General features: G+C 43.7%; 9 protein-coding genes. All 9 read left to right on the top strand.

Annotated features, from left to right (window positions below):
• The first annotated feature begins 46 nt into the window (after positions 1-46).
• Complete coding sequence (locus OH455_RS11310) at positions 47-265, top strand: DUF2835 domain-containing protein (protein WP_269981446.1); 219 nt, start codon at positions 47-49, stop codon at positions 263-265.
• Positions 266-454: 189 nt separating this feature from the next.
• The gene (locus OH455_RS11305) at positions 455-5,296 is read left to right on the top strand and encodes an NAD-glutamate dehydrogenase (RefSeq protein WP_269981445.1); all 4,842 of its coding nucleotides are present in this window, start codon (positions 455-457) and stop codon (positions 5,294-5,296) included.
• Between the two features lie 83 nt (positions 5,297-5,379).
• Entirely contained in the window at positions 5,380-6,390 is a 1,011-nt protein-coding gene (gene pyrD, locus OH455_RS11300; protein ID WP_219347902.1) for a quinone-dependent dihydroorotate dehydrogenase, read from the top strand.
• Positions 6,391-6,565: 175 nt separating this feature from the next.
• Entirely contained in the window at positions 6,566-7,117 is a 552-nt protein-coding gene (locus OH455_RS11295) for a cell division protein ZapC (RefSeq protein ID WP_045973895.1), read from the top strand.
• A 460-nt stretch (positions 7,118-7,577) separates the two neighbouring features.
• Positions 7,578-9,701, top strand: a complete 2,124-nt coding sequence (gene rlmKL, locus OH455_RS11290; RefSeq protein WP_269981444.1) for a bifunctional 23S rRNA (guanine(2069)-N(7))-methyltransferase RlmK/23S rRNA (guanine(2445)-N(2))-methyltransferase RlmL — start codon at positions 7,578-7,580, stop codon at positions 9,699-9,701.
• A gap of 10 nt (positions 9,702-9,711) precedes the next feature.
• A complete protein-coding gene (locus OH455_RS11285) occupies positions 9,712-9,954 on the top strand; it encodes a glutaredoxin family protein (RefSeq protein WP_269981443.1) in 243 nt (80 codons plus the stop codon).
• Positions 9,932-11,848, top strand: a complete 1,917-nt coding sequence (locus OH455_RS11280; protein WP_269981442.1) for an ABC transporter ATP-binding protein — start codon at positions 9,932-9,934, stop codon at positions 11,846-11,848. Before OH455_RS11285 ends, OH455_RS11280 begins: the two co-directional genes overlap by 23 nt.
• 18 nt (positions 11,849-11,866) lie before the next feature.
• Entirely contained in the window at positions 11,867-13,432 is a 1,566-nt protein-coding gene (locus tag OH455_RS11275) for a DUF3466 family protein (RefSeq protein ID WP_269981441.1), read from the top strand.
• A gap of 163 nt (positions 13,433-13,595) precedes the next feature.
• A complete protein-coding gene (rmf, locus tag OH455_RS11270; RefSeq protein WP_006962151.1) occupies positions 13,596-13,769 on the top strand; it encodes a ribosome modulation factor in 174 nt (57 codons plus the stop codon).
• Positions 13,770-13,852: the final 83 nt, after the last annotated feature.

The raw sequence follows: 13,852 nt of genomic DNA, 5'->3' as shown, positions 1-13,852 counted from the left end.
TTTTTTCTGGTCGTGATAAATATCGTTACTTTTTTAACCAAACAAAATGAATCATTACTACTTTTCACTCAACATTTCTTATCAAACTTTTCTCGCTCATTACAATGGTGCGGCGAGCAACGTTTTAGTGGTGACAGACAATGGCTTACGTTTACAATTGCCAGCATCAAGGTTTAGACCTTTTCTTAGTCAAATTGGCCTTAAGGGGCGTTTTTGTTTAACAACTGACCAAAATAACAAGTTTCTTAAGTTAGAAGTTCTGTGAGCAACTGATTTTATAGGAGTTTAAATAGTGCCTTAGTCACATTATCGAACATTTCACCTCCTACCACTCCTAAAAGAATTAACTATTTATCAATAAAGCTTTTACAATAAAGCGGCATTACCCGTGTTAAGCACTATGCTTACAACAACCCTCAAAAAATATATACAATTCTAATTGTGGAGTGTGATTATGACCGCGCGTGAAACTCTGATGCCGGTTCTGCTTGAAAAAGTCTATAAACTGATTCAAGACAAACTCGAGCTTGCTCATCAACCTTTAGTCACTCAACTTGCTCAGCATTTATTCAATAACATATCTCAAGACGATCTAGTCGAACGAAACGAATCTGACTTGTATGGTGCTGTCGTCAGCCTTTGGCACCATATCAATGAGAAAAAAGCAGATGATGTGTCGGTCCGAGTTTTTAACCCGACCGTTAGTCGCCAAGGGTGGCAATCCACGCACACCATTGTCGAAATCGTGGTTCCTGATAGTCCTTTCCTCGTTGACTCGGTAAAAATGGCACTGAGTCGTTTAGATTTAGCGTCTCACTTAATGCTTCATGGCCCTACCCAGATTGAACGCAACAAAAAAGGTGAGATTACCAGTATCAATGAAGGTGCAGGTGTACTTCAGTCGCTGTTCCATGTTGAAGTTGACCGCTTGAGCGCAAAAGAGACGATGAGTTCTCTAAAAGAAGAGCTGCTTAAAATACTCACAGATACTGCTTTGGTCGTTCAAGATTGGCTGCTGATGGTTGAAAAACTGGAAGAAGTGACGAATCAAGTTGAAGCACAACAAGGTAAGGTAGCGGTGGAGCGTGATCGTTACGAAGAGACACTTAAATTTCTTCGTTGGTTAGGTGACCACAATTTCACGTTCATGGGTTACAAAGAATACGATCTCGTCAATGTTGACGGTGATACCGAACTTCGCCCAACAGCTGATAAAGGCCTTGGGCTTTTCGGCAATCGCAATCGTGTCCGCAGCGTGAAGCTTTCTGATTTTCCTGACTCTGCACGTCTGGAAGCGAAAAAACCATTCTTGCTGATCATGACTAAAGGCAATACGCCTTCACGAATTCACCGCCCGGCTTATACCGATTACATCGGTATCAAGAAATTTGATAAAGACGGCAAAGTTGTCGGTGAGCACCGTTTCACTGGCCTTTATACCTCTGCTGTGTATAACCAGAGTGTCGAAAGCATTCCGTTAATTCGTGAAAAAGTAGAACGTATTCTGGCCGCAAGTGGCTATCGTGAAGGTTCGTACTCTTACAAAGCACTGCACAATATTCTTGAAAATTACCCTCGCGATGAACTACTTCAAGCGAAAGAAGAAGAACTCCTTGAAGTGGGCATGGGTGTGGTGCAGATGCAAGACCGCGATATGCTTCGCCTGTTTGTTCGCAAAGATCCGTTTGGTCGTTTCTTCAGCTGTATGGTGTACGTAACGAAAGATCGTTATAACACTGAGCTTCGTCGTCAGACTCAGCGAATCCTAAAACAATATTTCGGTTGTGATAAAGAAGTCGAGTTTACAACTTATTTCTCAGAGAGCCCACTAGCCCGAACTCATTACATTGTTCGTGTTGATAACAACAACATGGACGTAGACGTTAAAACGATTGAGCAAAACTTAATGGAAGCATCTTCAACTTGGGATGATCGCTTGTCTGACGCGATTGTTGCGAACTTCGGTGAAAGTAAAGGTCTGCCTTTATCGAAAGAGTATCTACGTGCATTCCCTCGTTCGTACAAAGAAGATGTCATGCCTGGCTCTGCAGTAGCAGATATTGAACGTCTTGAAGCGCTCAGCGATGACAACAAGTTAGGTATGTTGTTCTATCGTCCACAAGAGCTGGGTTCAGATTCAAAATCAGTTCGTCTCAAACTTTACCATCGAGATGAACCTATTCACCTTTCAGACGTGATGCCAATGTTGGAAAACTTGGGTCTACGAGTTATTGGTGAGTCACCTTATGAAGTTCGTAAAGCGAACGGTCAGGTGTATTGGATCCTCGATTTCTCAATGCTTCATAAGAGCGAAAAGACAGTTGATCTTCGTGAAGCTCGTGATCGTTTCCAACAAGCATTTGCTGCAATTTGGGCTGGTGAACTGGAGAGTGATGGTTTCAACCGCCTAGTACTGGGTGCTTCATTGACGGGTCGTGAGATATCGATTCTTCGTGCCTACGCGCGTTACATGCGTCAGGTGGGTTTCCCGTTCAGTCAACAATACATTGAAGAAACGCTAAGCCACTATCCTGAATTAGCAAAAGGTTTGGTAGAACTATTTGCTAAGCGTTTTGATCCTAAATTTAAGGGCAGTCAGAAAGGCCAGACTGAACTGACTAATAAGATCACAGAGCAACTTGATCATGTAGAGAGCTTGGATGATGATCGTATCATCCGTCGCTATGTAGAAATGATCAGTGCAACGCTGCGTACTAACTACTATCAGCTAGACGCGAATAAGCAGAATAAGCCTTGGCTATCGTTGAAGATGAAGCCGAGTGACATTCCAGAAATTCCTCAGCCAGTTCCTGCATTTGAGATCTTTGTATATGCACCGGATATCGAAGGTGTTCACCTACGTGGTGGCAAGGTAGCTCGTGGTGGTTTACGTTGGTCAGATCGTCAAGAAGACTTCCGTACAGAAATCTTGGGTCTGGTAAAAGCGCAGCAGGTTAAGAACACGGTTATTGTTCCGGTTGGTGCAAAAGGCGGTTTTGTTTGTAAACGTCAGCACACTCTAAGTGGTCGTGATGAGATCTTTGCTGAAGGTCAACGTTGTTACAAACGCTTTATTCGCGCACTTCTAGACGTATCAGACAACATTATCGAAGGGGAAGTGATCCCGCCGAAGGGCGTTGTTCGTCATGATGAAGATGACCCGTATTTGGTTGTTGCGGCAGATAAAGGTACAGCGACATTCTCTGATTTAGCGAACTCCGTATCTGATGAGTACAACTTCTGGCTAGGTGATGCTTTTGCTTCTGGTGGTTCTAACGGTTACGACCACAAAGCTATGGGTATTACAGCGAAAGGTGGTTGGGAATCAGTAAAGCGTCATTTCCGCGAAATGGGTATTAACTGTCAGACTACAGACTTCACTGCTATCGGTGTTGGTGATATGGCTGGTGACGTATTTGGTAACGGTATGTTGCTGTCTAAGCATATTCGTTTGCAGGCTGCGTTTAACCACATGCATATCTTCATTGATCCAAACCCAGATTCAGCGAAGAGCTGGAAAGAGCGTGATCGTTTATTTAAGTTACCTCGTTCAAGCTGGGAAGATTATAACACCAAGCTAATTTCTAAAGGTGGCGGCATCTTCTCTCGTCGAGCGAAGTCGATTGCTTTGACACCAGAAATCCAGAAGATGATCGGTACTAAGAAAGCGTCATTAGCGCCAAACGACCTCATCAAGATGCTGCTTAAGATGGAAGTTGATCTTCTATGGAATGGTGGTATTGGCACCTACGTTAAAGCGTCAAACGAAACGCATACTGATGTTGGTGACCGTGCTAACGATGTTCTGCGTATCGATGGGCGAGACTTGCGTGCAAAAGTTGTCGGTGAAGGTGGGAATTTAGGTATGACTCAGCTGGGTCGTATCGAGTATGCCCTGACTGGCGGCCGCGTAAACACGGACTTTGTTGATAATGTCGGTGGCGTGGATTGTTCGGATAACGAAGTTAACATTAAGATCTTCCTCAATGGCTTGGTGGCCAATGGCGATCTAACCGTTAAGCAGCGTAATAAGATCCTTGAGTCCATGGAAGATGAAGTGGGTGAGATTGTTCTTGATGACGCTTACTGCCAATCTGAATCTATCTCTGTGACTGAACAGCAGGGTACGTCGCTCGTCAAAGAGCAGATTCGCTTTATTCACGATTTGGAGAAAGCGGGTCACCTAGACCGTGCACTTGAATACATCCCAGATGATGAAACGCTACTTGAGCGTGAAAAGCTAGGTAAAGCATTGACTCGCCCTGAGCTGTCAGTACTGGTTGCTTACGGCAAGATGGTTCTGAAAGAAGAGCTGGTTCACGATGACATTGCCAACGATGATTACCATGCACAGCAACTAGTCAATTACTTCCCAACTGAGTTACGCCGTAACTATACGCAGCAAATGGATAACCATCCGCTGCGTGCTGAGATTATTGCAACAGCACTTGCAAATCAGATGGTGAACGAAATGGGTTGTAACTATGTGACTCGTCTACAAGAAGAGACAGGTGCACATGTTGTTGATATAGCAAATGCTTACGCTGCGTCACGTGAAATCTTCGGTTTAGGTGATGTGCTTAAGTCACTGCGCGAACTCGACAATGAAGCGTCAACAGAAGCGCAATACGACATGATGTTCTATGTTCGTCGAACGTTGCGCCGTCTCTCTCGCTGGTTGTTACGCAACCGCACTGGCCGCCAATGTGTGAAAGCACTGATCGAACTTTATCAAGGTGATGTTGAAACGATCAAAGCCAAACTAGACGATATGCTGGTGCCTGCTGAAGTCGAAGAGCACAATGAAATGGCTCAGGCGTGGGTTGAACAGGGTATTAGTCCTGAGGTTGCTAATTATGTTGCGCGTTTGTCTAGCCTATATTCAGTACTGGATATTTCAACAGTGGCTCGAGAGAAAGGCAAATCGATAGAGCAGAGCGCTAAGCTGTATTTCAACTTAGGCGATCGTCTGTCTCTTCATTGGTTCTTGAAGCAGATCAATGGTCAGGCTGTTGATAACCATTGGCAGGCACTGGCAAGAGCAGCGTTCCGTGAAGATCTTGATTGGCAGCAACGACAGCTAACAGGCCAGGTATTAAGTTGCAGTTGTGCACCGGAAGATCTCGATGTGATGAAAGCTTTGGATGATTGGATCGAAAATAATGAAATTTCGCTCCATCGCTGGGAAAACATCCTTAATGAGTTCAAAGTTGGATCAGTGCATGAATTTGCTAAGTTCTCAGTGGCGTTACGTGAGTTGATGTTACTTAACTTAAACTGTTCAGCTAACGAGTAATTGACACATTTCGTTGAATTATTCGGTAAAACAGTAAATAATACAGCCCCGTTTATACGGGGCTTTTTTCTATCGGAGGCACAATGCTTTACCGTCTAGCCAGAACTGGCTTTTTCCAACTTGATGCCGAAAAGGCACATGATCTCGCAATTCAAAACTTCAAACGTTTTACCGGTACACCTCTCGATCTTCTTTATCGTCAACAACTTCCTAATCGTCCAGTCGAATGTATGGGCTTGACTTTCCGTAACCCTGTTGGTTTAGCAGCGGGTTTGGACAAAAACGGTGAATGTATTGAAGCTTTCGACGCAATGGGCTTTGGCTTTGTTGAAGTCGGGACAGTAACGCCAAGACCTCAAGCCGGTAACGATAAACCGCGTCTTTTCCGTTTAGTGGAAGCTGAAGGTATTATCAACCGAATGGGCTTTAACAACTTAGGTGTCGATAATCTGGTTGACAACGTAAAGAAAGCTAACTTCGATTGTGTGCTGGGTATTAATATCGGTAAGAACAAAGATACACCGATTGAAAAGGGTGCCGAAGACTATCTGATCTGTATGGAAAAAGTGTATGAGCACGCAGGCTATATCGCCGTGAACATCTCATCGCCAAATACTCCAGGATTACGATCACTTCAGTACGGTGAAGCTTTGGATGAACTGCTGTCTGAATTAAAAGTGAAGCAGGCCGAGCTAACTGAGAAGCATAATAAGTATGTACCACTTGCACTTAAGATCGCTCCGGATCTTAGTGATGATGAGATCAGCCAGATCTGCGAGTCTTTACTGAAGAACAACATTGATGGTGTTATCGCGACAAATACAACATTGGATCGCAGTGTTGTTGAAGGAATGAAGCATGCCAATGAAGCAGGTGGGTTGAGTGGCCGTCCGGTTCAATCTCGAAGTACTGAAGTTGTTCGTCGTCTACATGAAGAGTTGGGAGAGCAAATTCCGGTTATCGGGGTAGGTGGTATTGACTCATACGTTGCAGCGAAAGAGAAAATGATGGCAGGCGCGCAACTTGTCCAAGTTTACTCTGGTTTTATCTATCATGGTCCAACTCTTGTAAGAGATATTGTTAAAAACCTATGATGGTATAAGTGACGCTGTCACACTGGCGTAAAGCCTGAATTTACTCAGTTTTTGAAGAGGAGATGATTTATCATTTCCTCTTTTTTTTTGTTCATTAGCGAATAGAATTTCGGTAATTGTATGGGAAGGTAATTTAGAGTTTTACCTGAATTGACTTTTACACGAGATTGGAATGATGCTTAAACCGAGTGACAAATGGACTTGGTACTATGATGACACAGAGCAGCACCTGATGCTGGATCTGGGTGATGATATGGTATTCAAGACAAATCTTTCCAAAAAGTTGATTGTAGATTGCGCAATCGGTGTTAACGAATTCTCCGTTGATGATGCTTCTGCTTACCAAACATACAAAGAGCAAATTGCTCATCTAGACCTTTCAGAGCCTCGTCAGGCTGAATTAGCCCTCTATTGTGTTGCAGCAAAGCGCTTCCATAAGCCAGTCCAACCCAAGAGCTGGTTCTTTGATTGTCTCTCAGATGGTCTAAATGTGCCTGTAGAAGGTGATTTTGTCCAATTGTCGAACAATTATAGCAATGGCTACTTCTTGGTATTGGAAGTAGGAGACAGTGCCAGCTTGTGTGCATCGATTAACTTGGAAGCATTTGTTCTTAATGGCGTCAAATCCCTTCAATTTGGCCAGGCGATTAAAGTTATGCATGATCGCATGAATACCGCCAATCATATTCTCTCTGGTCAGACACAACCTATGGCTCTGGTCAGCTAACAATTCGTTCCTTTGTTTCATTTCCCTGTCGGCCTTCGAGCCGACTTTTTTTGCTTAAAACCACTTTCATTTGAGACTGAAGGTAGGGGATAACGTGAGTTATCCATAATTTCTCGATTTATCTATCAATAAAATATTCCCACTTCTGATACTGCTACGCTCCTGATTTAACCTTTTTATTCCCCAATTAGCCACTTTCTGTAATTTAATTACGCGAAATATTTTTATTGGTATAGTCCATTTTTGGTGTGAATAAGTATTCACTACCAATTAAAGCCTTACTAACTGTACAAAGTTGTCTTAGCTTTAAACTTCGGTTTGAAAGTAAATGATCCGCATTAATATGCTGATGTTTTGTTCAATTGAGTGTATTGAGGGAAAGATAAAGGTGGATTGAACTAACGTAATTGATGTGAGGCAGGTATAATGAAGGGTCATTTATCAAGAATTTAAGAACACTATGCATCAATATCTTGCGGTTACGTCCAACGGTTTGGAAAACTTGTTGGTTGAAGAGTTAACTAAGCTAGGGATCGCGAATGCCAAACCTGTTCAAGCAGGGGTACGCTTTAAAGCATCAAATGAGCAAATTTATCGTTGTTGCTTATGGAGCCGTTTAGCGTCGCGTTTCGTCCGTGTACTATCTGAGTTCACTTGTAACGATGATATGGATCTCTATCTAGCAACGTCTTCAGTGAATTGGGTCAATCAATTCCATAGTTCGAAGATGTTTGTTGTTGATTTCAATGGTACTAACCGTGAAATCCGCAATAGCCAGTACGGTGCAATGAAAGTGAAAGATGCTGTAGTGGATAGTTTCGAGAAAAAGAACCTTCCAAGACCTTCGATCAGTAAAGATCGTGCCGATCTTCGTATCCATGTGCGTCTACATCGTGATAAAGCGATTCTTGGTGTGGATATGGTGGGTGGCGGCCTTCATCAACGTGGCTATCGCCCAGAATCTGGCCGTGCGCCACTTCGAGAAACACTAGCGGCTGCTATTATACAGCGTAGTGGCTGGAGTGCTGATAAGCCGCTGTTAGACCCTATGTGTGGTTCCGGTACGCTCTTGATTGAAGCGGCCATGATGGCGGCGAACATGGCTCCTGGCGTAAACCGTGAGAAATGGGGCTTTGAGTCTCTAGAAGACTTTGAACCTGAGCTTTGGGCTGAGATTAAATCAGAAGCCGCAGTACAGGCGAGAAGGGGCGTCAAGAAACTTGACACCAAGTTTTTCGGCTTTGATAACGACGCGCGAGTGCTTAAAACCGCAAAAGACAACGCGCGCCGAGCAGGTGTTGACTCTCTGATTGAATTTAACCTTGGTGATGCTGCGCAAGTTAAGCGCCCTAAAGAGTTTGAAGTGGGCGTTATTGTTTCAAACCCACCATATGGTGAGCGTTTAGGTACTCATCCTGGCTTGATTGCTCTGTACACGGCATTTGGTGCTCAGCTGAAGACTGAGTTCGGTGGTTGCCAAGCGTCTATTTTCTCTAGCTCTGATGAGCTTCTAAGCTGTTTGCGCATGCGTGCAGACAAACAGTTCAAACTGAATAATGGTGCGTTACCGTGTCACCAGAAGAATTATTCTATTAGTGACCGTCCGGTAGAGAATAAAGGTGACAATGTCACAGAGTCTCTGATTGCACCTGATTTTTCTAACCGCTTGAAGAAGAACATTGCCAAAATTGGTAAATGGGCGCGTAAAGAGAAGCTCGATTGCTACCGAATCTATGATGCAGACTTACCGGAATACAATGTCGCTATCGATGTTTACCTCGATCACCTTGTGATTCAAGAATACGCGGCACCAAAGAATATCCCAGAGGAAAAGGCTAAGCGCCGTCTGACAGATATCATTCGCGCAGCCATTCAAGTAACGGGTACGGAAGCTAATAAAGTTGTACTTAAAGTCCGTGAGAAGCAGAAAGGTCGTTCACAGTACCAAAAGCTGTCTCAAGAGTCTGAAACACTCAATGTGCATGAGTATGGTGTGCAGCTTAAAGTAAACCTGCATGACTACTTAGACACAGGCTTGTTCTTAGACCATAAGATTACACGTCGTAAACTCGGTGAAATGGCTCAAGGTAAAGACTTTTTAAATCTGTTTGCTTACACCGGATCTGGCACGGTGCATGCCGCTTGTGGTGGTGCTAAATCAACAACAACCGTTGATATGTCGAATACCTATCTAGAGTGGGCAAAAGAAAACATGAAACTGAATGGCCAAGTTGGCCGTCAGCATAGATTCGAGCAAGCTGATTGTCTACAGTGGCTTGAGCGCTCAACGGCACAATTTGATCTTATCTTTATCGATCCGCCAACGTTCTCCAACTCTAAGCGTATGGAACAAAGCTTTGATGTACAGCGAGATCATATTCAGTTAATGAAGAACCTTAAGCGTTTGCTTCGCAATGGCGGTACGATTGTGTTCTCAAACAATAAGCGTCACTTTAAGATGGATATAGAGGGTTTGGATGAACTTGGCTTAGTTGCAAAAAATATTTCACACCAAACTTTACCAATGGATTTTTCGCGCAATAAACACATTCATAACTGCTGGGTTTTGACTCACAAGGAATAGTAGGTCACACGTGATCACTTTATACAGTACAGAAGGGTGCCATCTATGTGAGATGGCATTTGACCTTACAAAACAGCTCAATATTTCTCATCAGGTCGAGATTGTCGAAATTGCTTTCGACGATGAATTGTTTTCTCGTTACGGTGTCACCATTCCGGTGCTCAATTATCAAGGTAGCGAGCTTAATTGGCCGTTTGATTTACAACAATTACAGCTTTGGTTAGACGAAAATGGCATTACTTACAATAAATAATGGATTACTGGCCTATGGTGATCATCCTCTTCTAGATAACGCAGATTTCGCATTGCAAGAGAATGAACGCGTTTGTTTGGTTGGTAGAAACGGTGCGGGTAAATCGACGTTAATGAAAGTGCTTGCCGGTGAGGTGGCACTCGATGATGGAAAGCTAACAGTTACCCAAGATGTTGTCGTTTCACGCCTAGAGCAAGACCCACCAAGAAACCAAGAAGGTACTGTGTTCGATTATGTTGCTGGTGGGCTAGCAGAAATCGGCGAGCAGATTAAGATCTATCAAGATCAGCTCGATCTGATTGCGGTTGACCCATCAGAGCAGAACATCAATAAGCTTGCACGTATTCAAGAGAACCTAGAACACTCTGGTGCGTGGCGCTTTGAAGACCGTATCAAGAACGTGCTCGCTGCGCTTAAGCTCGATGGCCACACCAAACTGACTGACCTTTCTGGAGGTTGGCAGCGCAAAGCAGCGCTTGCGAGAGCATTGGTTCGCGATCCAGACGTATTATTACTTGATGAGCCAACTAACCATCTTGATGTCACAACGATTGAATGGTTAGAGAGCTTCCTCAAAGACTTCCGTGGCTCGATTATCTTTATCTCTCACGACCGTGCGTTCATCAAATCGATGGCGACACGTATTGTCGACCTTGATCGCGGCAAACTGGCTTCTTTCCCAGGTAACTATGACAACTACCTAGTCGATAAAGAAGAGATGCTCAGGGTCGAAGAAATGCAAAATGCAGAATTCGATAAAAAGCTCGCTCAAGAAGAAGTGTGGATTCGTCAAGGTATCAAGGCTCGACGTACCCGTAACGAAGGGCGCGTACGTGCGCTTAAAAAGCTACGTGAAGAGCGAAGTGATCGCCGTGAAGTGCAGGGCAAAGCAAATATCCAGATTGATGATGCGTCACGCTCAGGCAAGATCGTGTTTGAAGCAAAGAACATCAACTACGACATTGATGGCAAGTCGATCGTTAAGGATTTCTCTTTCAATATCATGCGCGGTGACCGCATCGCCCTGATTGGACCAAACGGCTGTGGTAAGAGTACGCTGCTTAAGCTGTTACTGGATGAACTTCAGCCTGAGTCCGGTGAGCTCCACTGTGGCACTAAGCTAGAGGTGGCTTATTTTGACCAGTACCGTGAAGTACTAGATCCTGAAAAGTCGGTGATTGATAACCTAGCTGATGGTAAACAAGAAGTCATGGTTGGTGGTCGTCCGCGCCATGCGTTGAGCTATCTGCAAGATTTCTTATTTGCGCCTAAACGTGCTCGTACTCCGGTTAAAGCACTCTCCGGAGGCGAGAAAAACCGTTTATTGCTGGCAAGAATATTCCTAAGGCCAAACAACTTGTTGGTGCTAGATGAACCAACCAACGATTTAGATATCGAAACTTTGGAACTTTTAGAAGATTTGCTTGCCAATTATCAGGGTACGCTTTTACTTGTCAGTCATGATCGTCAGTTTGTCGATAACACAGTAACGACAAGCTGGATTTTTGAAGGTGAAGGCGTTATTGAGGAATTTGTTGGTGGTTATCACGATGCGCAGCAACAACGTATTCAAACTCAGAAGGCTCGCGCGTCTGAAAAACCAACAAAAAGTATTAAACAGGTTGAGGAAACTCCCAAAACCGCGGCAGTAAAGAACAAGCCTAAGAAGTTATCTTATAAACTGCAGCGAGAGTTAGAAGCATTGCCAGTCAAACTTGAAGAGTTAGAAGCAGACATTGAGAGCTTACAAAAGCAGGTCAACAGCGCCGATTTCTTTTCAAAACCCGTCGAGCAAACGCAACCCGTATTAGATAAGCTAACTGCTGCAGAGCAGGAGCTTGAAATTGCCTTCGTACGCTGGGAAGAGCTCGAAGCAATGCAACAGGAAAGTTAACGAATAATGAGTAGTAATATGTTTAAACTGTCGTCCATAACATTTGCCGTTGTGACTTCTTTTGGAGCAAATGCTGCAATATACAACGTTTATGATTACCAACCAGTGGTTGACAGTAACGCTAAAACATATGGTGTAGCGGTGGAACCTGAATCAACCAATTGTTGGGGAAACAACTGTGATCAGTCGACATCGAAAGTTGCGTATGAAGAGAAGTTGTATTACGAAGGTTTTAACTATCGTGATGAAGCTCCGTTTCGCTACGAGTTTGGTTATGATTTGTTGGAAGAGGGGTATGACGGTTTTAAGAGCTATTGCAGCAAGTACTTAGGTTACAACAGCACACTATGCGATGATTGGGCTACTGATCAATATACCAACGGCTATGCTCGAGAAAGTTCTGCTGTAAACAACTCCTATGCATATATTGAGAACGCTTCTTCTCAAGTTCAAAGCACCCAAAACAATGTCATTGTTAACAGTTTTGCGACTGGCAGTGGAGATGCGGTTGGTACTTATTATGGTGGAAGCTTGAAAAACCGTACCGTCGCTTATTCAGACACTTCATTAGATTCAACTGGTTATGATCAAAGCAAAGTATGGGCTAAGTCTGGCGCTCTCTATGTTGGCAGTGTGACTAAGCAGTCCACCAATACAAACGACTATTATTCTTATGGAGCTGTTTGGAACGGTAGTACTTTAAATCGTATAAATTGGGTTTCAAACGTAGGCGTAGATGGACGCAGTATGCCGCAAGGTAGTGCACGTGATCTGGCTGATGTATCAGGTACCACATATGCGGTAGGCTACAACTCTGATTCTGATGAAAAGCCCGTTGCCGCTGTTTTTAATTTGACTAACTTAAGCAGTATACCAACCAGCTTTGTTAGCCGGTTCCAGAATCAAAGCAACTACCTTAGCTCTATTTTGACCTCAGTAAACACCAATGGTATCGCAATAGGTGAAGTGAAGTACTCTACACCTTTAAATGGTGCTTATGCTAACAGTCTGTTTTACATCACAGATCCTGCAAATCCCAATGGCAGCTACAAAGAGTTCTCAGGTGACATATTCTTTTCTGGAGCTAGTGGTAAAGCGGGCGCTATCAATAACAATGATGAGGTCGTTGGGGCTGTAGATAATCAAACACACCATGAAAGTGGCGGCGGTAAACCAAGATCTCAAAGGGCATTTATTGCACCGCTAACCTCTAATGCCAAAGCACCTCTTAATAATAGAGCTTGGTATCTCGATGACCTGACAAATGATGGCAGTACGTCATCGACTAACAATCAGTTCCGCATTATCGATGCCACAGATATAAATGATGCTGGTGTCATATCAGGTACTGCTTTGTATTGTTCTGGTGGGTATGATACCACTGCGATTGATTCAAAATGTAACGGTGGTATTACTGGTTCAGAAAAGATCGTCGCAGTGAAACTTGTCCCTATTAACGGTGCTACGACGTCTGATATCCAAGCTCGTCCTGTAACTCAAGAAGACAAAGTTGATCGTCAAGGTGGTTCATTGGGCTTCTTTGCTCTGACTCTGCTTGGCTTGTTAGGGTTCCGCAGAAAATAGGTTGAATTTTAATCTAGGGCACAGGTTCACACTTTTGGATCTGTGCTTTTTTATACCTTGAGAAAGGGCGTTTTTTGATCGATTCTTAACAGTGGAGTCATAAAAACTCCACACAAAGTTAATAGTAGTACGTTAGAAAAACTTTATGTATGAGGACGACACTATGAAGAGACAAAAGCGTGACCGCTTAGAAAGAGCCCAGTCTCAAGGCTACAAAGCAGGCTTAAATGGCCGCTCAACGGACTCATGTCCTTACCAACAGATGGATGCTCGATCTTATTGGCTCGGTGGTTGGCGCGATGCCAGGGAAGACAAACACTCTGGTCTCTACAAATAAAAGACTCAATACGACATAAGGAACATATAAAGCCCCAACAACTGGGGCTTTTGTTTAATTATTTAACGCACTATAACTAAAAA

The organism is Vibrio sp. T11.5 (assembly GCF_027587155.1).
Taxonomy (GTDB): domain Bacteria; phylum Pseudomonadota; class Gammaproteobacteria; order Enterobacterales; family Vibrionaceae; genus Vibrio; species Vibrio neptunius.
Note: the sequence above shows the minus strand (reverse complement) of the source record. Positions and strands in the feature narration are given on the sequence as shown.